Origin of the sequence: Enterococcus sp. 3C7_DIV0644 (assembly GCF_002141235.1) — a bacterium.
Taxonomy (GTDB): domain Bacteria; phylum Bacillota; class Bacilli; order Lactobacillales; family Enterococcaceae; genus Enterococcus_D; species Enterococcus_D entomosocium.
Map to the genome: position 1 here is coordinate 50,555 of NZ_NGLK01000001.1, position 20,900 is coordinate 71,454.

General features: G+C 43.2%; 19 protein-coding genes. 17 read left to right on the forward strand and 2 right to left on the reverse strand.

Translation table 11 applies throughout. From position 1 onward, the window contains the following. From carB to A5877_RS00285, 8 genes are all read left to right on the forward strand, one after another. The gene (gene carB, locus A5877_RS00250; RefSeq protein ID WP_086316118.1) at positions 1-3,186 is read left to right on the forward strand and encodes a carbamoyl-phosphate synthase large subunit; all 3,186 of its coding nucleotides are present in this window, start codon (positions 1-3) and stop codon (positions 3,184-3,186) included. 21 nt (positions 3,187-3,207) lie between these two features. Next, positions 3,208-3,984, forward strand: coding sequence for a dihydroorotate dehydrogenase electron transfer subunit (locus A5877_RS00255; RefSeq protein WP_008379873.1), 777 nt, complete (start codon positions 3,208-3,210; stop codon positions 3,982-3,984). Continuing rightward, on the forward strand, positions 3,984-4,907 hold the full coding sequence (locus tag A5877_RS00260; protein ID WP_086316119.1) for a dihydroorotate dehydrogenase: 924 nt from the start codon (positions 3,984-3,986) through the stop codon (positions 4,905-4,907). Before A5877_RS00255 ends, A5877_RS00260 begins: the two co-directional genes overlap by 1 nt. Then, the gene (gene pyrF / locus A5877_RS00265; protein WP_005235979.1) at positions 4,907-5,626 is read left to right on the forward strand and encodes an orotidine-5'-phosphate decarboxylase; all 720 of its coding nucleotides are present in this window, start codon (positions 4,907-4,909) and stop codon (positions 5,624-5,626) included. Before A5877_RS00260 ends, pyrF begins: the two co-directional genes overlap by 1 nt. Beyond that, on the forward strand, positions 5,623-6,258 hold the full coding sequence (gene pyrE / locus A5877_RS00270; protein WP_005226111.1) for an orotate phosphoribosyltransferase: 636 nt from the start codon (positions 5,623-5,625) through the stop codon (positions 6,256-6,258). Before pyrF ends, pyrE begins: the two co-directional genes overlap by 4 nt. A gap of 157 nt (positions 6,259-6,415) precedes the next feature. Next, a complete protein-coding gene (locus A5877_RS00275) occupies positions 6,416-7,093 on the forward strand; it encodes a carbonic anhydrase family protein (RefSeq protein ID WP_016620153.1) in 678 nt (225 codons plus the stop codon). 329 nt (positions 7,094-7,422) lie between these two features. After that, positions 7,423-8,340: an AraC family transcriptional regulator gene (locus tag A5877_RS00280; RefSeq protein ID WP_086316120.1), complete on the forward strand. Its 918-nt coding sequence runs from the start codon at positions 7,423-7,425 to the stop codon at positions 8,338-8,340. Beyond that, entirely contained in the window at positions 8,340-8,831 is a 492-nt protein-coding gene (locus A5877_RS00285) for a pyridoxamine 5'-phosphate oxidase family protein (protein WP_016620151.1), read from the forward strand. The genes A5877_RS00280 and A5877_RS00285 overlap by 1 nt, the downstream gene beginning before the upstream one ends. Before the next feature lie 253 nt (positions 8,832-9,084). On the opposite strand, the gene efbA is transcribed toward A5877_RS00285, so the two are convergent. Continuing rightward, a complete protein-coding gene (gene efbA, locus A5877_RS00290; protein WP_086316121.1) occupies positions 9,085-10,785 on the reverse strand; it encodes a fibronectin-binding protein EfbA in 1,701 nt (566 codons plus the stop codon). Positions 10,786-10,893: 108 nt separating this feature from the next. Further along, positions 10,894-11,292: a DUF1622 domain-containing protein gene (locus A5877_RS00295; protein WP_005235970.1), complete on the reverse strand. Its 399-nt coding sequence runs from the start codon at positions 11,290-11,292 to the stop codon at positions 10,894-10,896. A gap of 126 nt (positions 11,293-11,418) precedes the next feature. Here A5877_RS00295 and A5877_RS00300 point away from each other — a divergent pair, with 126 nt between their 5' ends. From A5877_RS00300 to A5877_RS00345, 9 genes are all read left to right on the forward strand, one after another. Then, complete coding sequence (locus A5877_RS00300) at positions 11,419-11,994, forward strand: hypothetical protein (protein ID WP_086316122.1); 576 nt, start codon at positions 11,419-11,421, stop codon at positions 11,992-11,994. Between the two features lie 377 nt (positions 11,995-12,371). After that, on the forward strand, positions 12,372-13,424 hold the full coding sequence (gene trpX, locus A5877_RS00310; RefSeq protein WP_086316123.1) for a tryptophan ABC transporter substrate-binding protein: 1,053 nt from the start codon (positions 12,372-12,374) through the stop codon (positions 13,422-13,424). Between the two features lie 78 nt (positions 13,425-13,502). Continuing rightward, complete coding sequence (locus tag A5877_RS00315) at positions 13,503-14,387, forward strand: ABC transporter permease (RefSeq protein ID WP_008379889.1); 885 nt, start codon at positions 13,503-13,505, stop codon at positions 14,385-14,387. Beyond that, positions 14,387-15,145, forward strand: a complete 759-nt coding sequence (locus A5877_RS00320; protein WP_008379891.1) for an ABC transporter ATP-binding protein — start codon at positions 14,387-14,389, stop codon at positions 15,143-15,145. Before A5877_RS00315 ends, A5877_RS00320 begins: the two co-directional genes overlap by 1 nt. 413 nt (positions 15,146-15,558) lie before the next feature. Beyond that, positions 15,559-16,428 (forward strand): shikimate dehydrogenase, encoded by an 870-nt coding sequence (locus A5877_RS00325; protein ID WP_034872642.1) that lies wholly within the window; start codon positions 15,559-15,561, stop codon positions 16,426-16,428. A 40-nt stretch (positions 16,429-16,468) separates the two neighbouring features. Then, complete coding sequence (gene aroF, locus A5877_RS00330; RefSeq protein WP_005226100.1) at positions 16,469-17,494, forward strand: 3-deoxy-7-phosphoheptulonate synthase; 1,026 nt, start codon at positions 16,469-16,471, stop codon at positions 17,492-17,494. Positions 17,495-17,530: 36 nt separating this feature from the next. Further along, positions 17,531-18,586: a 3-dehydroquinate synthase gene (gene aroB, locus A5877_RS00335; protein ID WP_086316124.1), complete on the forward strand. Its 1,056-nt coding sequence runs from the start codon at positions 17,531-17,533 to the stop codon at positions 18,584-18,586. Between the two features lie 19 nt (positions 18,587-18,605). Then, positions 18,606-19,772, forward strand: a complete 1,167-nt coding sequence (gene aroC / locus A5877_RS00340) for a chorismate synthase (RefSeq protein ID WP_016620144.1) — start codon at positions 18,606-18,608, stop codon at positions 19,770-19,772. A gap of 45 nt (positions 19,773-19,817) precedes the next feature. Then, positions 19,818-20,900: a prephenate dehydrogenase gene (locus tag A5877_RS00345; protein ID WP_176273383.1), complete on the forward strand. Its 1,083-nt coding sequence runs from the start codon at positions 19,818-19,820 to the stop codon at positions 20,898-20,900.

The window sequence follows — 20,900 nt, forward strand, 5'->3', positions numbered from 1 at the left end:
ATGCCAAAACGTACAGATATCAAGAAAATCATGGTAATCGGTTCTGGACCGATTATTATAGGACAAGCGGCAGAATTTGATTATGCCGGTACACAAGCTTGTTTAGCTTTACGAGAAGAAGGCTACGAAGTGGTGTTAGTCAATTCGAATCCCGCAACGATCATGACGGACAAAGAAATTGCTGACAAAGTCTACATTGAACCAATCACATTTGAGTTTGTCTCACGGATTTTACGTAAAGAACAGCCTGATGCAATTTTACCGACATTAGGCGGACAAACGGGCTTGAATATGGCGATGGAATTAGCCAACTCAGGTATTTTGGATGAATTAGGAATTGAGTTGCTAGGAACCAAATTAGCGGCAATCGATCAGGCAGAAGATCGAGATTTATTCAAACAATTAATGGAAGAATTGGATCAACCGATCCCAGAATCCGAAATCGTATCAACGGTGGAAGCAGCAGTTGAATTTGCGAAAAAAATCGGCTTTCCAATCATTGTTCGTCCAGCATTTACGCTAGGAGGAACGGGCGGTGGCATGTGTAACAATGAAGAAGAGCTGCGCCAAATCGCTGAAAACGGCTTGAAGCTCTCGCCCGTGACCCAATGCTTGATTGAACGTAGTATTGCAGGGTTTAAAGAGATCGAATATGAAGTGATGCGGGATTCTGCAGACAACGCGATCGTTGTTTGTAATATGGAAAACTTCGATCCAGTCGGCATCCACACCGGCGATTCCATCGTCTTTGCCCCTAGTCAAACACTGTCAGACCATGAATACCAAATGTTGCGAGATGCGTCATTAAAAATTATTCGCGCATTAAAAATAGAAGGTGGTTGTAATGTTCAGTTGGCACTTGATCCACATAGCTTTAATTACTATGTGATTGAAGTAAATCCGAGGGTTTCTCGTTCCTCTGCACTAGCAAGTAAAGCAACAGGTTATCCAATTGCCAAACTGGCAGCGAAAATTGCCGTCGGTTTAACATTGGATGAAATGAAAAATCCAGTCACAGAAACCACCTATGCAGAATTTGAACCCGCCCTTGACTATGTTGTGGCAAAAATTCCTCGCTGGCCGTTTGACAAGTTTGAAACGGGGGAACGTCGATTAGGAACACAAATGAAAGCAACTGGAGAAGTGATGGCCATTGGTCGTAATATTGAAGAGTCATTACTGAAAGCTGTTCGTTCATTGGAAATCGGCACACATCATATCGAAATGAAAGAACTAGAAGCTCTTTCTGACAATGATCTGATGGAGAAGGTCATCAAGGCGCAAGATGATCGCCTGTTCTACGTCATGGAAGCCATCCGAAGAGGGTATACTATCGAAGATTTGAATGAAATGACGAAAATCGATTTATTCTTCTTAGATAAAATGCTTCACATCTTTGAGATCGAACAAGCATTAGCAAACGATCCACAATCCCTTGATGTTTTGAAAAAAGCCAAGCAAAACGGCTTTACGGATAAAAAGATCGCTGAGCTGTGGGAAACCACGGAAGCTGAGATCCGCACGCTGCGCCATGAGCAAAAGATTTTGCCAGTCTACAAAATGGTGGATACATGTGCCGCAGAATTTGAATCAGCAACACCTTATTTCTACAGCACCTATGAGTTTGAGAATGAAAGCAAGCGCAGTGAAAAAGAATCTGTTCTTGTCCTAGGTTCTGGACCGATCCGAATCGGACAAGGGGTGGAGTTCGACTATGCAACAGTGCACTCGGTGAAAGCGATCCAAGCTGCTGGCTATGAAGCGATCATCATGAACAGTAATCCTGAAACGGTTTCGACTGATTTTTCTATCTCCGACAAGCTGTATTTTGAACCGTTGACCTTAGAAGATGTCTTGCATGTGATCGATTTGGAACAGCCAATTGGGGTCATCGTCCAATTTGGCGGGCAAACGGCGATCAATTTAGCCGAACCTTTGGTGAAAGCCGGAGTCAAAATCCTAGGCACCAGCATTGAAGATCTTGATCGTGCCGAAAACCGCGATCTCTTTGAGCAAGCATTACAAGCATTAGATATTCCGCAACCACCAGGCGACACGGCGACGAACGAACAAGAAGCGATCGCCATCGCACAAAAAATCGGCTATCCTGTTTTAGTCCGCCCAAGTTATGTCTTAGGGGGACGTGCGATGGAAATCGTGGAAAACCAAGCCGATTTAGAAGATTATATGCGTCATGCAGTGAAAGCATCACCAGAACATCCTGTCTTGGTCGATCGTTACTTGGTTGGTAAAGAATGTGAAGTCGATGCTATCTGTGACGGCAAAACTGTTTTGATTCCTGGAATCATGGAACATATCGAGCGTGCAGGGGTCCATTCAGGAGATTCAATGGCGGTCTATCCACCGCAAAATCTTTCGGATGAACTAATTGCTACGATCGAAGAATATACCAAACGCTTGGCATTAGGTTTAAATTGTATCGGTATGATGAATATCCAATTTGTCATCCATGAGAACAAAGTGTATGTCATTGAAGTAAATCCTCGTGCTAGCCGAACCGTGCCATTTTTAAGCAAGGTAACAGAGATCCCAATGGCACAAATTGCCACGAAGGCGATTCTCGGGGAAGAGATCACAGCGTTAGGTTATCAAGACGGACTTGCTCCAACACCAAATGAAGTACACATCAAAGCACCTGTCTTCTCCTTTACAAAACTTTTAAAAGTCGATACTTACTTAGGCCCTGAAATGAAATCAACGGGTGAAGTAATGGGATCAGATAAAGATTTGGCAAAAGCACTTTATAAAGCTTTTGAGGCATCAGGCCTGCATATTCCTGAATTTGGAAAAGCACTTTTCACCGTTGCAGACGAAAGCAAAGAAGAGGCAGCAGCACTGGCGGCGCGTTTCGTAGAGGTCGGCTTCACCTTAATGGCTACCAATGGAACCGCTGATTACTTTGAAGAAAAAGGCCTGCAAGTGACACGAGTTGCTAAAATCTCTGATCAACAAGCAGAAGAAACGGTTGTTGATTTGATCCGTAAAGGAACGACCCAAGTAGTAGTCAATACCATGGACAAAGATCGCCAAAATGCAACGGAAGACGGATTTATCATTCGCCGAGAAGCAGTGGAGCATGGTGTACCGACCTTTACTTCTCTTGATACAGCGGATGCAATTCTAAAAGTGATGGAATCCCGCAGTTTTTCAACAAAAGCAATTTAACGCAGATAAAGGAGTTTTTTGATGAAGCAAGAAATCATGACCATCAGCAAACAGCGTCAACTGGCACCACGGATTTTTGAAATGACATTGACTGGTGAATTAGTCAATGAGATGAGGACCCCAGGGCAGTTTCTGCACCTGCGGGTTCCTCAAAATGCCTTTCTTCTTCGCCGACCGATCAGTATCAATCATATCGATGCTGAGAAAAAAGAATGCCGAATCATTTACCGGGTCGAAGGAGATGGCACACGAATTTTTTCAGAAATGACCGTTGGGGATCCAATCGATGTGATGGGGCCTTTAGGAAATGGGTTTCGCTATCATCATTTAAACCAAGGGGACACTGCATTTATCGTAGGTGGCGGTATCGGTGTACCGCCGCTCTACGAACTATCGAAACGTCTGACGCAACAAGGGATCCACGTCATTCACTTTTTGGGCTTTGCCAGCAAAGACGTCATGTATTATGAAGAGGAATTTCGCGCACTGGGAGATACGAGGATCGCTACCGATGATGGCAGCGCTGGTTTACAAGGAAATGTTGGCAACCTGTTATTAGCTGCAGAGCAAACACCTGCGGCAGTCTTTGCCTGCGGAAATAACGGTCTTTTAAAAACCACCGCCCAGCTTTTCGAAGACCTTTCAGATGTTCAATTATCCATGGAAGCGCGAATGGCTTGCGGGATGGGTGCCTGTTATGCCTGTGTTTGCCATACGAAAGATGACGAACAAGGTACCAAAAGTGTCAAAGTTTGTGACGAAGGGCCTGTATTTCAGGCGAGAAAGGTGGTCATTTAATGTCGATCAACGTCGAGCTACCCGGATTGAGTCTAAAAAATCCGATCATGCCAGCCAGCGGCTGTTTTGGGTTTGGTGCAGAATATGATAAATATTATGACATCAGTCAATTAGGTGCGGTGATGATCAAAGCGACCACACCTGAACCACGTTTCGGCAATCCAACCCCAAGGGTAGCGGAAACGCCTAGTGGTATGTTAAATGCCATCGGGTTGCAAAATCCTGGGTTAGAAACGGTCATGAATCAAATATTGCCGGACTTAGCTCAAAAACATCCAGAGTTACCGATCATTGCAAACGTTGCTGGTTCGACCGTCGAAGATTACGTTCTTGTGTGTCAGGAAATCAGTCAGGCAGAAAATGTCAAAGCGATCGAATTGAATATCTCTTGCCCTAACGTCAAACATGGCGGTATCACTTTCGGAACCGATCCTGCGGTTGCTGGTGCATTGACTGAAGCGGTCAAAAAAGTCTCGCAAGTGCCGATCTATGTCAAACTTTCGCCGAATGTGACGGATATTGTCCCAATTGCGAAAGCGATCGAAGTAGGCGGCGCCGACGGGTTTACGATGATCAATACGCTTTTGGGCATGCGGATCGATTTAAAAACACGAAAACCGATTTTAGCCAACCAAACCGGGGGCTTGTCTGGTCCATCAATCAAACCAGTGGCGATCCGCCTGATCAAACAAGTGGCGCAAGTTTCTCAATTACCAATTATTGGCATGGGGGGCGTGATGTCGGTGGATGATGTACTTGAAATGTATCTGGCAGGTGTAAGTGCAGTTGCAGTAGGAACCGCAAACTTTACCGATCCTTACATTTGCCCAAAATTGATTGAAGAATTGCCTATCCGAATGGCAGAATTAGGGATCACTTCTTTGGAACAGTTGATAAAAGAAGTGAGAGAGGAGCACGTGTGATGAGTGAACGACCAATTATTGCCTTAGATTTCCCCAACAAACAGGCTATTGAAACATTTTTAGCGCAATTTCCTGTGGAAGAAAAATTATTTGTAAAAGTTGGAATGGAGATTTTCTACCAAGAAGGACCAGCGATCGTCACTTGGTTGAAATCCTTTGGCCATGATATTTTTTTAGATTTAAAATTACATGATATCCCTAATACTGTTGGACGAGCAATGGAGCGCTTAGCTTCTTTAGGTGTTGCTTTGACGAATGTTCATGCAGCCGGCGGGATTGAAATGATGACTGCTGCTAAAAAAGGTCTGCAACAAGGAACCCCCGCAGGACACAAAGTCCCTGATTTGATTGCAGTTACCCAATTGACCTCCACTAGTGAGGCACAAATGCATCATGATCAGCAGATCATGACGTCACTGCAAGAAAGTGTTATCCATTACGCCACTTGTGCCCAAAAAGCTGGATTAGACGGTGTTGTTTGCTCCGCACACGAAGCAAAACAGATCAAGCAAAGAACAACCGATGCCTTCATACGCTTGACGCCTGGTATCCGACCAGCTGGCAGTGAAGTTGGCGATCAAAAACGGATCATGACACCTGCACAAGCTCGCAATGCGGGGGCTACCATGATCGTTGTGGGACGTCCAATCACCCAGTCTAAGACACCGTATGAAAGTTATCTGCAAATAAAACAAGAATGGAAGGAAGCTAGCCAATGAAAGAACAATCCAATCAAATTGCCAAAGATCTTTTAGACATCGAGGCGATTTTTTTACGACCGAATGAACCATTTACTTGGGCAAGCGGCATCAAAAGCCCTATTTACTGCGACAATCGAATCACTATGAGTTATCCTCATGTACGTCGCGCCATTGCGAAAGGCTTAGCTGCAGTCATCAAAACGACTTATCCCGAAGCAGAAGTGATTGCAGGGACCGCAACAGCCGGGATTCCCCATGCTGCTTGGGTCGCTGAATTGTTAGATTTGCCAATGGTTTATATTCGCAGCAAAGCAAAAGAACATGGCAAAGGCAATCAAATTGAAGGTCGTATTCAGCCAAATCAAAAAATGGTCGTCATTGAAGATTTATTGTCAACAGGTGGCAGTGTCTTAGAAGCTTGTGAAGCAGCCAAAAGAGAAGGAGCCGACGTATTAGGCGTCGCTGCGATCTTTACTTACGAGCTGCCTCAAGTCCAAGAGAATTTTGACCAAGCAGGTCTATCCTATGTGACTTTGACAAACTATACAGCGTTGATCGAGTCGGCTTTAGAAACGGGTGCTATTCAAGAGTCTGATGTTGCCCTGTTACAAGAGTGGCGAAAAGATCCTGCTGCTTGGTTGAGTGAATAAGGAATTGAAATAAGAAACGGATATGTGAGGGAATGACCAAGCATATTCGTTTTATTTTTACCTATTTTCTGATAGCATTGGGAGAAAGTTTTTTTGATAGGAAGGGCTATTCCTTGCTGTCAACTTGAATTAGGAGGCTGTTTTTTTGAAAAGAAATATGGATGTTCCCTGGAGTTATTCCGGAGACAATGGACCTGAACATTGGCACACTTTGTGCGATTGGTATGCACAAGGCGCCGAATTTCCTTACCAATCCCCAATTGCTTTAGTTCACGATGAAACCGAAGAACCTATCGATCAGGACTTGGCTTTTCACTATAAACGAGAGCGGTTCACGGAAAAAGAATTCAAAAATACGATTCACTTCGTTCCATATAACAAAGAAAGTTATGTCACATTTAAAGGGATCAACTACTATTTGACGGATATTCATTTCCACATGCCGTCTGAACATATTATCGATGATGAACAGCAAGAATTAGAGTTTCATCTCGTCCATATGAATGAGGACGGAGAAAACTTGGTTGTGGGCATCTTATTCAAATTGACGGATAAGCTCAACTGGATCTGCAATCAGCAAGACGACAGCATCTGGGACTTTGAAAACCATACGCAATGGTTTGATCCGACTATGTTCTTACCAGAACGCACCCACCATTTCCATTATGTGGGTTCGTTGACGACACCGCCAACCAAAGGGCCAATCAATTGGTTCGTCTTTGACTGGATCGGGGAGATGAGCCGCCGCTTCATTTTGGAATTCCGGGAAGAAGTGTTAGAAAACAATAATCGCCCATTACAAGACCGCAAAGATCGACCTATTTATTTCTATTAATTTATAAAAATAGATCCTTTTACGTCTGTCTCTTATACACATCTAGATGTGTATAAGAGACAGGTATAGAAACCACTTCGTAAGGGTAATCAATAAAAATGATGTTAGAATTTTTAGAATGTCATTGACTAGAAAAAGACGAAAACTCTTCGTCTTTTTTTATTTTTATATTCTAGGACCATGAAGGCTATGCTAAAATATTAAATAAGCTGATTCTCGGCAGTTAATGCATTGTGAAAATAAATACAAATATAGTTTTTTTAGAAAAAGAGCAGACACGGTAAAGCTTTTTTGGCTGAGTATTTTATAGTGAAAGAAAGGAAATCCATATGCATGCATGGGAAGCAATCCAAAAATCCATCGATTTTATCGAAGACAATCTTGCTGAGTCGCTAGAGATCGAAACGTTAGCACAAGTCGCATCACTTTCTGTATTTTATTATCAACGCTTATTTACTCGCTTAGTTAAAATTTCTGTTAGGGAATATATAAAACTGCGTCGTCTGGCCAGAGCCGCTGTTTTATTAAAAGACAGAAAAAGTCGAGTCATTGAGGTCGCTTTTGAGGTTGGTTTTAATAGCCATGCAGTATTTTCAAGAACCTTTAAGACCGTTTATGGACTTTCACCTTCTCTTTACCAAAAAGCGCCGATCGGTTTGCAAAATTTTGATAAGCCGGATCTATCTTTAGGGTATATTGTCACAGAAGAAGGCAATCCATTGATCAGCGAAGGAGTCGTTTTGGAGATTCAGAAGAAGCGAAATCAGCAACCGCTGGTTTTTTGTGGCGTTGTTGGTTACTATCCATTTAAGTATGGAAAAATGCTGGGCCAACGAACAGGGATTGATCCGATTGATGATATTTGGCATGATTTTTATCAAAAGACTGCCAATCAGCCTCGCACCGATCATTGCCTGATCGGTGTTTCATTTCCGGGAGATGCGCCTGAAGGCTATTCAAGTTATTTTGTTGGTCAAATATCTGATGGTTCGCAATTTCTCAACTGCACTGAATGGACTTTACCAGAACGTGAGTATATTGTTTGCAGTTTTGATACGGTCTCAGAGCAACTGATCATCAATATGGGAAAGGCGATGCGTTATACCCGTTTTTGGCTCAAGAAAAATGGCTGGATTGCTGAGAATTTTTTTCCTGAGCTTTATCAAAAAGGGGAAAATCATGTGGTTCATGTCGAATTATGGATTCCTTTTAAAAAAAGAATTAAGATGCAAGGAGGAACAGAATAATGACCCACCAGTATGAAGAAGGAATAAAGCTGCTTGAAGAAAAATTCGGACATTTTAAAGACAATGTGATTGCCCTTGCGACGACAGCTTGTGACAAAACTGTAGAGGGACACATACAACCAGTCGTTCGAGAAGTTGATGCTTTTTATGAAGAGGGCGTTTTTTACGTGTCGACACACGAGCAATCCAATAAAATCAAGCAAATCAAAAAGAACCCAGCAGTTTCCATTGCCGTTAGCGGTGAATGGTTTACTGCGGTCGGTCAAGGGGAGAATTTAGGTTGGGTGCTAGACCCTAAAAATGCAGAATTAAGAAGCAAAATTCGCAAAGCCTTTGTCTGGTACGACGAAGTCAACAATGAGAATGATAAAGGCTGTTGCTTTCTAGCAATCCATTTGACCAAAGGAACGTTGAATATCAATCACTGGGAAAAGCTGTATCATTTTGATTTCGAGAAGAAAGTCACTATGGAGGATGGTGGAATTTATTAGCCAACAGAACCTACTGGCTGCAGGTGAGTTTCAATTGCCATTCTATCGGATCTAGCAGATACTTCGATGGCTAAATTCTGAGAAGGTTTGCCTTTTGTGGTTTAAGCTAAGGAAAATTGTCGCTGAAAGAGCAGTAGATAGAAGGAAAAAGCATAAAAACCGATCACAAGCGCGTGCCTCTTCGCAGCGCTTTTGTGGTCGGTTCTTTTATTGATTACACTATGATTTTTTGATCCGAATAGACTGAGAGCAGCTAGGACTGTTTTAATCTCAAAATTCCCTCATCAGGTGTCACAAAAAGCGTTTTTTGATTCTCATAAATGACGAATCCAGGTTTGGCACCATTCGGTTTCCGAATATGTTTGACTTGCACGTAGTCCACCGGTACTTGGGCAGATTGACGATATTTTGAGAAATATGCGGCAAGCTCTGCAGCTTCCATTAAGGTTGTCTCACTAGGATCATCCGAACGAATGATGACATGAGAGCCAGGAATATTTTTGGTATGCAGCCAGATATCACTCTTACGAGCTGTTTTTAAAGTCAGTTGGTCATTTTGTAAATTGTTTTTTCCAACGAAAATTTCTGTTCCGTCTGAAGAAAGAAATCGTTCTGGTTGCGAAGGAGCGGCTTTTTTGCGCTGTTTCGTCCGATTTTTGACATAGCCTTGTGCAATCAGTTCTTCCCGAATAACCGCCAGATCCATTGGAGAGGCGATTTCTAATTGAGCTAACACGGATTCGAGATACGCGATTTCTTCTTTCGTTTCGGCAATCTGCTGATGGACCAGTTTGACTGCATTTTTTAATTTCTGATAACGTTGAAAATATTTCTGAGCATTTTGATTGGGAGAAAGAGCGGGATCTAATTTGATCGTCAAAAGCCGATTCTCATCATAGTAATTTTCCAAATCAACTGAAGCAGCACCTCGGGGGACTTGATTCATAAAGGTCGTCAAAAGCTCACCTTTTTGACGGAATTCTTCTGCGTTTTCTGAATCGATTAACGTTTGTTGGCGTTTCTTTAACTTCAATTGGTTGCGTTTCAGTTCATTCTCAATCTTCTTTAGTAATTCGCCACCTTGTTGTTTGACCCGATCTCTTTCCGCCTTGTCGTGATAAAACGCATCTAAAAGCTCGCTCAGACTCTGATAAGAGGTGACAGTGGTGGTCGCATCGATCAATGATGGATAAGGAATTGGTGTAAAATATTCCTTTTTCTCTGACTGGAGATAACTTGGTGCTAGCTCCTGGGTAAGCTCTGTAAAGAAAGCATCCCACTGACGCAGTTTTTCATTGGGATTGGCATTGATTCGAGCGATTAATTCTTCTGCTGTATCGCGGCCTAAGCCTTGGAATCGTTGTTGAAGTTCTTTTGCCGTCAAGGGATCGATGGTCGATAATTCTTCAAAAATTTTGGTGCGAGAGGCTGTAAAAGGATTAAGTGTTGTTTGCTTTGGTGGTGCAATATAAGTAGCACCCGGTAATAAAGTACGATACGTATTTTGTGAATGACCAATGTGTTTGATTGTATCGACAATTTTTCCGCTCGTCTTATTCATTAATAAAATCGTGCTGTGACGGCCCATCAATTCGACAATCAAGACGAGGGATTGTAAATCACCTAATTCATCTCGTCGAGTAAAATGAAAATGGATCACACGGTCATTGTCGATTTGTTCGATTGATTCTAAGATCGCCCCTTCTAAATATTTCCGCAGCATCATCAAGAAATTCGGTGGGGTTTCTGGATTGCTATAGGCGATCGTTGTGCATTGCACACGAGCATAGGTGGGATGTGCGGATAGCAAAAGTTTATGATTTTTCCCTTGGGCACGGATCACAAATACGACCTCATTTTCATAAGGTTGATGAATTTTGTTCACACGTCCACTGGTTAATTGATTTTGTAATTCTTTGACCATTAAATGGGTAAAAACACCATCAAAAGACATATTGTTTCCCTCTTTTCTTATAAGGATAGTTTGACTGAGGGATTGATCCTTCCAATGTCAAATATTCCTATCTATTATACCGAAGAATCCAAAGAAAAGCCATGGCAGCTAGCTTTCCTTTTTCTTGTTAGGTTGGTGATCGGTGGTTTGCAGTGCACGCTCAATTTCTTTGTTCAAGAAATAAGAGATGACTGTTCGAATAATAACGACTGCAGCTAGACGTACGATGTCTTCGAAAGTAGGGTGGATGATCGTCTCAATAATATCTGCTGCAATCAAGATCTCAAGACCTAATAAGACATAACTCCCTAAATAATTGCGGATAAAATTATTCTCTCTGGCTGCCACCAAACGGTCCTTTTCTGTTAATTCGTAGCGCACGAAATCAATGCCTGCGATCAATACACCCCAAACGATGACGAAAATGGAGAGAAAGTTTAAACAGACAACAATGAAATCGAAGATTGGGTTGGCTCCAGTCATCAAAGAACTAGCTAGATTATGCATAATGACTCCTTTACCGTTTTCTTTTATCTTACCGAATTATCGAAGAAATGTGAAGTTTCTTGACGTTCTAGAAGGGAATTGATAGTATGAATTAATAGTAGGATTTTTAAAAAAGGTGGGCAAATTATGGAACAAGTTAGGAACTTTGTTCATTACACGAAAGAAAAAATAGTGGAAAGCTGGCAAGCTTTGTTAGATGATCTATACCGAGATCAGAAAAAAACGATTTTCACGCTGATCGGAGGCATTCTTTTCGCGCTGTTTTTTGCAGGCTTGATCGTTTTTTCTCAAAATCGCATCAACGCCTCTTTAGTGGATCGAATCGCTTTCGACAAGTTACCTTCGGAAAAAGTACAGCCATTACCATATTTGACAGCTGATAAGACGATTCGCGAAACAAGAGCGATTTCTGTGATGTACAGTAAACCAAATGGCCCACAGCTGGATCAAGTGTTTGATCTGATCCAAGCACAGGAAGACGAAATGAATCGAACATTTTTTTATTATCCGATCGTCTATGACGTGGCATTTTTCTCCAATGAATATGACATTGATCCTGATAAAGTGACCTTTGTCTTCTATGAAGAAGGAGTCGAGAAAAATCGCTTTACTTTTGATTCATTTGAGCAGCCAACGACGGAATTCATCCCAGAATTGAATCGTTTACCCATGTGGACGATTCGTTCTTCTACCAATGATTGATAAAAAAATCTGACAATTTGACAGAAAATTGTTGACGTTTTTTTATCAATAGGCTAAACTGAATTCAATCAAGAAAGAAAACAAGTTGAGAAGGAGGAACAATCATGAAACTATTTATTCCATTGCAAGTGAAATCATGGCAAAACTGGCGTAGATAGTTGTATTGATGGGACCTCATTCCATAGATACAACTTTTTAGAGAACCTTCTAAAGTGCTGTATCTATGCTGGTAGTTGAATTTATCGCCGCATAGGACAACCTTCTATGCGGCTTTTGCTTACTTGCAATTGCCGTCACATAGGCAGTTGCTTTTTTTGTTCTCAAAAACCGTAAAAACGAAAACACGAAAAACGTAAGCAGAAAAAGGAGAATGAAAAATGAAAAACAAGGGATTAATTGCATCGGTTGCCGTTATTTTATTATTTTTAGGAGCGACCTTTGTCTATCAGTTAGGAATGAGAAGTGGGACCAATCAAGCCAGTGAGACTTCGGAACCAGTAGAAAAAGCTGAAAAAACAGTTGGGATCCTGCAGTTTGTCAGTCATGAAGCGTTAGATGCGATCACCGAGGGGATCAAAGAAGGCCTTAAAGAATCAGGCTATACCGAAGGGGACAACTTGACGATCGAATTCCAGAACGGTCAAGCGGATCAAAGCAAATTGGCAACGATGAGCCAGCAGCTGCTAAATAAAGATGCCGACGTTTTGGTTGGGGTAGCAACACCCGCGGCACAAGCGTTGGCGAATGTCACTCAGGATGTACCGATCGTTTTAGGAGCGGTCACTGATCCAGTTGGGGCAAATCTCGTGGCAGATATGGATCAACCCGGCGGCAATATCACTGGTGTTTCCGATAAAGCACCAGTTGCTGCACAAATCAAACTAGCAAAAGATTTGCTGCCAGAGGCAAAAACAGTCGGTATTTTGTATTCTTCGACCGAAGACAATTCGAAATACCAAGTGGCAGAAGCAGAAGCTGCTGCCGAAGAAAATGGCTTGACCAGCAAATCGTATGCCGTTCCTTCAAGTAATGAAATTGCGCAAATGGTGCAAGTGATGGCACGGGAATTCGATTTTATCTATATTCCGTTAGACAATACGATCGCAAATGCTATGCAGACGGTAGTACAAGAAGCCAATAAATCAAAAACGCCCATCATCACGTCTGTTGATACGATGGTGGAACAAGGCGGCTTAGCAACGGTTGGGCAAGATCAATTTACGATTGGGGTCGAAACTGGGAAGATGGTGGCAGCAATTCTTGACGGGACGGCCGAACCTGCGACAACGCCGATCTATACATTCAGCGATGGCGAAACGATCATTAATGAAACACAAGCGCAGTTATTGGGAATCACTATCCCAGAAAACCTCAAAGACGAGGCAAAATTGATTACAACGACACCGGAAAGTGAAGCAAGTGATGAGTAACAATTAGGAACAGCAATCACCTGCGATCACCGAGAGAGTCTTGAAAGAGAAAACTTGTAAGAATATGGAGGAAGAATGATGATTGTTTCAGCAATAGGGCAAGGGCTACTTTGGGGAATCCTGGGATTAGGGATTTTTATGACCTATCGTATTTTGAATTTCCCGGATATGACGACGGAAGGGTCCTTTCCGTTAGGCGGTGCTGTCTGTGTGACAGCGATCACCCATGGGGTGTCGCCCGTCTTAGCGACTTTGTTAGGAGTATTGGCTGGGATGTGTGCGGGCTGTGTGACAGGACTTCTTTATACAAAAGGCAAAATTCCCGTGATTTTAGCAGGTATTTTGGTGATGTCTTCATTGAACTCGGTCATGCTGTTTGTGATGCGCTCACCAAACCTCTCTTTATTAAACCAACCGAAAATTCAAGATTTTTTTACTAGAATGAATTTACCGAATTATTATGATACGGTGATTATCGGATTGATCATGGTCTTGTTGATTGGGGGCGTCTTGGTTTACTTTTTCCATACCAACTTGGGTCAAGCTTATATTGCTACCGGGGATAATGAACACATGGCCAAGTCAATGGGGATCAATACGGATCGAATGAAAATCATTGGACTGATCGTCTCCAATGGCGTGATCGCACTCTCAGGCGCATTGATCGCTCAAAACGACGGCTACGCCGACATAAGCAAGGGAATCGGTGTGATCGTTATCGGACTGGCGTCAATCATCATTGGTGAGGTATTATATGGTGAATTGACCTTGCTGGAACGTCTGATCGCTATCGTGATCGGCAGCATTATCTACCAATTATTGATCCTATTTGTGATCAAAGCTGGATTTGATACGACTTACTTGAAGATCTTCTCTGCAATCGTCTTGACGATCTGCCTGTTGATCCCTCAATTTAAACAAGCCTTGCATCTACGCACTGGTTTTGAAACGGAGGATGAATAATGTTAGCCTTAAAAAAAGCCTTTAAAGTTGTCGGCAACGGACCGAATGAGAAAAAAGTGCTCTTGAATAAAATCGATCTTTCTTTAAAACCAGGAGAATTTGTCACGGTCGTCGGAGGAAATGGCGCCGGCAAAAGTACGTTATTCAACTGCATCTCAGGCACCATGCCCTTGACGAGTGGGCAAGTGATGATCGATGATCAAAACGTGACCGCACTTTCGGAAGAAAAACGCGCCCGCTTTTTGGCACGTGTCTTCCAAGACCCGAAAATGGGGACGGCTCCCCGTATGACAGTGGCAGAAAATCTTCTATTAGCACAAAAAAGAGGGGAAAAACGGTCACTAGGTCTTCGACAACTCCAAGGGCAAAGAGAAACGTTCTATGCCCTTTGTAAAGAAATCGGCAATGGGTTGGAAAATCATTTGGATACGCCAACGGGCAGTTTATCTGGTGGTCAACGACAGGCACTAAGTTTATTGATGGCAACGATTCAAACACCAAAACTGTTGTTGCTAGATGAACATACGGCTGCGTTAGACCCAAAGACCTCCAAACAACTGATGCAAATCACAGCAAAACGCGTGGAAGAACAAAATCTAACTTGTCTCATGATCACCCATCGGATGGAAGATGCATTAAAATACGGAGACCGCTTGATCCTGCTCAGAAAAGGGGAAATCGTCAAGGATCTTTCAGCAGATGAAAAAGCTCGCTTAAGTTTACCAGAACTGTTACTGTTCTTTGAAGACGACTTATAAACCCTTGATAGAACAGTGTTTTCAAAAAAAATAATCAAATAAATGAAAAAAATAAGAAAAAATCATTGACATCTTTCAAAGTTAAACCTATACTTAGGTCAATCTTACATCAGTTTGGAGCGAAGGACTATGCAAAAATTATTGCTAACGAACCCCACACAACTGAATAAATATTACTTTAGCTATTTTAGATAGGTTTGTATTCATGAAGGCATGGGTACAAACGCTAAGTTTGTATCTATGATGGCTAGAGCATTTCGTAATGAATTCGCAGCCACGTAGATCGTAAAATCTATAGTGGCTATTTTTTATATTCACATATCGGCGCTGTCGCTATGTAATGTTTGAAGGTGTTCACTGTAGATTCTTAAATTTACGGTGGACATCTTTTTTTGTTGAAAGGAATGAACCAGATGAAACAAATGATAACCGGTCACACACGGTTGGCGGCACTATTTGCCAAACCAGCCAAACACAGCATCTCTCCAGCGATGCACAATCTTTCTTTTGAAGAACAAGGGATCGACGCCGTGTATCTGGCCTTTGATGTTGAGCCGGATGATTTAGCCGCTAGTATCCAAAGCATCCGTCAGTTGGATCTCTTAGGTGTCAATCTATCAATGCCCCATAAAATGGCAGCAGTACCGTTGATGGATGAATGCTCACCAGCAGCCGAGCTGATCGGCGCAATCAATACAATCGTCAATCAAGAGGGGCGATTGATTGGGCACAATACAGATGGTATCGGCTTTATGCGCGCACTTGAAGACATTCAAGTGTCGATCATTGGAAAAACGATGACTGTGATCGGTGCAGGTGGAGCAGCGACAGCAATCATTAGTCAAGCTGCACTAGATGGTGTCAAAACAATCCGTGTCTTTAACCGCAAGGATGAGTTTTATCCAATCATCCAGGAAAAATTGACACAGATCGCAGAAAAGACCGCCTCTGAGATCACATTAACGGATTTAGAAGATCAGACGGCTCTAAAAACAGCCATCGATCAAAGCAGTCTTTTAGTTAATGCTACTGGCGTGGGGATGAAGCCGAATGATACGGTAAGTCCTCTAAAAGACAAAACACTCTTGCGGGAATCATTAGCTGTCTATGATGTCATCTATAATCCAAGAGAAACGCAGCTTTTGAAAGATGCGAAAGCAGTTGGTGCCAAAACTGCAAACGGCTTAAGCATGTTGCTGTATCAAGGTGCAGCTGCATTTAAACTTTGGACAGGCCAAGAAATGCCTGTTGAAAAAGTAAAAGCACTTATTGAATCCATGTAAAAAATAAAAAAATTAGAAAAAACGAAAGTAGGAAGAAAAAATGATCGTAATTATGAAACCAGGCGCTACGCCAGAACAAGTTGAAGTTGTTGTAACTAGAATCAAAAAAGAAGGCTTAGATGTTCAAGTCAACCAAGGAAAAGAACAGGTCGTTATCGGGTTAAAAGGGGATACACGCCGCATCCAAGATGTTGCTTTTCGCAGCTACGAAGGTGTCGAAGATGCCATTCGGATCTCAAATACTTACAAATTGACCTCTCGTGAGTTCCATCCGCAAGATACGGTTGTGGATGTAGATGGTGTGAAAATCGGTGACGGCAACTTTGTTACGATGGCTGGTCCATGTTCGATTGAAGGCTTAGACCAAATTCGTGAATGTGCCCGAATCGCCAAAGCTGGTGGTGCACAAATCTTACGTGGTGGTGCCTTCAAACCCCGCACGTCGCCTTACGCATTCCAAGGGCTTGAAGAAGAAGGGCTAAAATACATTCGCCAAGCTGCTGATGAAACTGGCATGAAAGTCATCACAGAAGTCATGGACGAAGGACATATCGATATGGTGGCGGAATACAGTGATATTTTGCAGATTGGTGCTCGGAACATGCAAAACTTCAAATTGCTAGCTGCCGTTGGAAAAACTGGGAAACCAATTGGCCTTAAACGAGGCATCTCAGGCACGATCGACGAATGGTTGAATGCAGCGGAATACATCGCTGTTCAAGATAAAAGTGAAGTGATTTTCATTGAACGTGGGATCCGAACTTACGAAACAGCAACCCGTAATACCTTTGATCTAAGTGCAGTACCAATCATCAAAAAACTGAGCCACTTCCCAATCATCGTCGATCCTAGTCATGGAACAGGTATCTGGGATCTCGTACCACCAATGGCAAGAGCGGGTGTTGCTGCCGGCGCCGATGGGATGATCGTAGAGATCCATCCAGATCCAGCCAATGCTTGGTCTGATGGTCCTCAATCACTTAACGAAAAAACGTACATGAACATGATGAAAGAAGTCCATATCATGGAAAAAGCGATGAAAGAAATCAAAGCGTTGCAAGACTAAGCGTGAAGACAACCAATAAAAGAGGTGCAAAAATCAATGTTACACATTCACTTAGAAGACCATTCCTATGATATCCTCATTAAACGAGGGGCGTTTCGAAAAGTCGGAACCTGGGTACAACAGTTGTGGGACAAACAGCGCATTGCCGTCATTACAGACAGCAATGTCGCACCCCTGTATGGCGGACAAATCGTTGATTCCATAACCGCTGCCGGGTTTGAAGCGACACTGTTAATCGTACCAGCCGGCGAAAAAAGCAAATCACTAGAGCAAGCAGCTAGTTTATATGATGGTCTTGCCCAATTCGGAATGACCAGAAGCGATGGGATCATTGCCCTTGGTGGCGGTGTGATCGGTGATCTCGGAGGATTTGTTGCTTCTACTTATATGCGCGGCATTGATTTCTTGCAGATTCCGACGACGTTATTGGCACAGGTCGATTCAAGTATCGGCGGAAAAACAGCTGTAAATACTGGCAGTGCCAAGAATCTCGTTGGCACGTTTGCCCAACCAGCCGGTGTGATGATCGATCCAGATTTACTTGAAAGTTTGCCGCTTAAACGCGTCCAAGAAGGCATTGCTGAAATCATCAAGTCAGCCGCTATTGCAGATCCTGAACTTTGGCAAACGTTAGCAGGTTTGAAAGATGAAGCCGATTTGTTGGCCCACGCTGAAAATGTGATCACAGCTTCTTTAAAGGTTAAACAAAAAGTAGTGGAAGAAGACCCCTTTGATCATGGTAGTCGTCTGACACTGAACTTCGGTCATACGATCGGTCATGGCTTAGAAAGAACGGCTGCTTTTGAGACTAGTCACGGAGAAGGCGTTGCGATGGGGATGATTATGATCACCCGACATGCAGAAGTCACCGGATTAACACCAAAAGGTACGACCCAGCAGCTTACAGAAATGGTTGAGAAGTTTCACTTGCCGATTACACCAAGGGAAATAGATAAAGAGCAATTATACCAAGCAATCACTCATGATAAAAAAGCCCGCGGGCAACAATTGAAGATTATTCTATTAGAAGCGATCGGACAGGCGAAAATCGTGACGATCCCGACTGAAAAAATCAAAGACTACCTAGTATAAGAAAGGAAGGTAACGGATCATGCGTTATATTACAGCAGGCGAATCACATGGACCAGAGTTGACCGCCATTATCGAAGGGTTACCGGCAGGATTGCCATTAACAGCAGAAGACATCAATTTTGAATTAGCGAGACGACAAACCGGCTATGGTCGTGGGGGACGGATGTTGATTGAAAAAGACCAAGTCCGTATCACTTCCGGTATCCGTCATGGAAAAACATTAGGCTCTCCTGTGACTTTAGTGGTCGAGAACAAAGATTGGAAAAATTGGACCAAGGTCATGGCAATCGAAGAGGTACCAGAAAAAGACCGCAAACTACGACGAGTGGCACGACCAAGACCTGGTCATGCTGACTTGGTCGGCGGTATGAAATACCACCATCAAGATCTACGAAACGTCCTGGAACGTTCATCTGCCCGGGAAACGACTATGCGGGTAGCCATCGGCGCAATCGCGAAGAAAATTTTGAAGGAGCTTGGCATCGATGTGGCAGGTCATGTAACGATGTTAGGCGGCATCAAAGCAGAAATTCCAGAAGGGTTGACTGTCAAAGAAATCGCACAACGCTCTGAAGCCTCGGAAGTAAGAGTCTTAGATCCATCTGTCGAAGAAGAAATCAAGCAGTTGATCGATCAAACGAAGAAAAATGGTGATACGATCGGCGGCGTAGTGGAAGTGCTTGTTGGCGGCGTTCCTGCTGGTCTTGGCAGTTACGTGCAATGGGACAAAAAACTTGATGCGAAGATTGCCCAAGCCGTGGTCAGTATCAACGCCTTTAAAGGTGCTGAGTTCGGTGTTGGCTTTGAGGCAGGTGTTTTACCGGGTTCAAAAGTCATGGATGAGATTTTATGGGACGAACAACGGGGCTACACCCGTCGCAGCAACAACCTAGGTGGTTTTGAAGGCGGCATGACGAACGGGGAACCAATTGTGGTTCGCGGGGTTATGAAGCCGATCCCGACCTTGTACAAGCCGTTGCAAAGTGTTGATATCGACAGCAAAGAACCGTATAAAGCAAGCGTCGAACGCTCAGATAGCACCGCTGTACCAGCAGCTAGTGTTGTTTGTGAGAGTGTGGTGGCAACAGTGGTGGCCAATGAACTATTAGAAAAGTTTCCAAGTGATTCTTTCGAAGAATTGACCGCATCTGTTCAGGCGTATCGAGAATACTTGTTAACCTACTGATTAAAGAAGCAGCAAAAAATTCCAGTAGAAATGAGGATTCTTTTCATGAGCCAAAATATCTTCGTCGCCGGTCTAGGATTGATCGGCGCTTCCTTAGCAACATGTATCAAAAAGGCACATCCGCAAGCGCATTTGATGGGGTGGGATTGTCAGGAAACCAATGAGATCGCATTGGCAACAAGTTTAGTAGACGAAGTGCCCCCTTCATTTTCTGAAGGTGCTGTTCGTGCCGACGTGATTTTGTTGGCATTGCCGGTAGAGATCACCAAAAACTATCTTGCCGAACTGGGGGCACTTTCATTAAAGCCTTCGGTCCTGGTAACAGACACCGGCAGTACCAAAGCGGAAATCACGCAATTTGCCGAGTCCTTTTCCTTTGATTTTATTGGGGGCCATCCGATGGCTGGCTCTCATAAATCAGGGATCACAGCAGCCGATGAGAACCTTTTCGAGAATGCTTACTATATCTTCACACCGACGAAAAGTCAGCGGGTGGAAGAACTACAAGAGCTTTTTCGCGGCACTAGAGCCAAATATGTGGCACTTGCTCCCCAAGAGCATGATCAAATCACAGGGATGTTGAGCCATCTGCCTCATATTATTGCTTCGGGATTAGTCAATCAGGCAGATGCCTTCAACCACGAACACCCTAGAGCACAGCAACTTGCAGCAGGCGGTTTTCGCGATATCACTCGCATTGCTTCTTCAGATCCTCGTATGTGGACCGATATCTTATTGAGTAATCGACAGGAGCTGCTGCAGCTGATCGATGAGTGGCAAAAACAAATGACGACCATGGCTCACTGGTTGCAGAAAAAAGACGAACGGGCGATCTTTCGGTTTTTTGAATCCGCGAAGGAAACACGGGATCAATTGCCGGTTCATCAAAATGGGGCGATCCCAGCATTCTATGATCTATTCATCGATGTACCGGATCATCCCGGCGTTGTCGCTGAAGTGACGGGGCTATTGAGCGAACATCAGCTCTCTTTGATCAACTTGAAAATTCTTGAAACTCGAGAAGATATTATTGGTGTTTTACAGATTTCATTCAAAACGCAAAATGATTTGCTGCAAGCAGAGCAGCTGATTCAAAAAAAGACGACCTATTCATGTCGAAAAAAATAG

What these genes read in the sequence shown, in the direction of transcription:
- carB (WP_086316118.1), top strand. Translation starts at nt 1, where the DNA reads ATGCCAAAACGTACAGATATCAAGAAAATCATGGTAATCGGTTCTGGA.
- A5877_RS00255 (WP_008379873.1), top strand. Translation starts at nt 3,208, where the DNA reads ATGAAGCAAGAAATCATGACCATCAGCAAACAGCGTCAACTGGCACCA.
- A5877_RS00260 (WP_086316119.1), top strand. Translation starts at nt 3,984, where the DNA reads ATGTCGATCAACGTCGAGCTACCCGGATTGAGTCTAAAAAATCCGATC.
- pyrF (WP_005235979.1), top strand. Translation starts at nt 4,907, where the DNA reads ATGAGTGAACGACCAATTATTGCCTTAGATTTCCCCAACAAACAGGCT.
- pyrE (WP_005226111.1), top strand. Translation starts at nt 5,623, where the DNA reads ATGAAAGAACAATCCAATCAAATTGCCAAAGATCTTTTAGACATCGAG.
- A5877_RS00275 (WP_016620153.1), top strand. Translation starts at nt 6,416, where the DNA reads ATGGATGTTCCCTGGAGTTATTCCGGAGACAATGGACCTGAACATTGG.
- A5877_RS00280 (WP_086316120.1), top strand. Translation starts at nt 7,423, where the DNA reads ATGCATGCATGGGAAGCAATCCAAAAATCCATCGATTTTATCGAAGAC.
- A5877_RS00285 (WP_016620151.1), top strand. Translation starts at nt 8,340, where the DNA reads ATGACCCACCAGTATGAAGAAGGAATAAAGCTGCTTGAAGAAAAATTC.
- efbA (WP_086316121.1), bottom strand. Translation starts at nt 10,785, where the DNA reads ATGTCTTTTGATGGTGTTTTTACCCATTTAATGGTCAAAGAATTACAA.
- A5877_RS00295 (WP_005235970.1), bottom strand. Translation starts at nt 11,292, where the DNA reads ATGCATAATCTAGCTAGTTCTTTGATGACTGGAGCCAACCCAATCTTC.
- A5877_RS00300 (WP_086316122.1), top strand. Translation starts at nt 11,419, where the DNA reads ATGGAACAAGTTAGGAACTTTGTTCATTACACGAAAGAAAAAATAGTG.
- trpX (WP_086316123.1), top strand. Translation starts at nt 12,372, where the DNA reads ATGAAAAACAAGGGATTAATTGCATCGGTTGCCGTTATTTTATTATTT.
- A5877_RS00315 (WP_008379889.1), top strand. Translation starts at nt 13,503, where the DNA reads ATGATTGTTTCAGCAATAGGGCAAGGGCTACTTTGGGGAATCCTGGGA.
- A5877_RS00320 (WP_008379891.1), top strand. Translation starts at nt 14,387, where the DNA reads ATGTTAGCCTTAAAAAAAGCCTTTAAAGTTGTCGGCAACGGACCGAAT.
- A5877_RS00325 (WP_034872642.1), top strand. Translation starts at nt 15,559, where the DNA reads ATGAAACAAATGATAACCGGTCACACACGGTTGGCGGCACTATTTGCC.
- aroF (WP_005226100.1), top strand. Translation starts at nt 16,469, where the DNA reads ATGATCGTAATTATGAAACCAGGCGCTACGCCAGAACAAGTTGAAGTT.
- aroB (WP_086316124.1), top strand. Translation starts at nt 17,531, where the DNA reads ATGTTACACATTCACTTAGAAGACCATTCCTATGATATCCTCATTAAA.
- aroC (WP_016620144.1), top strand. Translation starts at nt 18,606, where the DNA reads ATGCGTTATATTACAGCAGGCGAATCACATGGACCAGAGTTGACCGCC.
- A5877_RS00345 (WP_176273383.1), top strand. Translation starts at nt 19,818, where the DNA reads ATGAGCCAAAATATCTTCGTCGCCGGTCTAGGATTGATCGGCGCTTCC.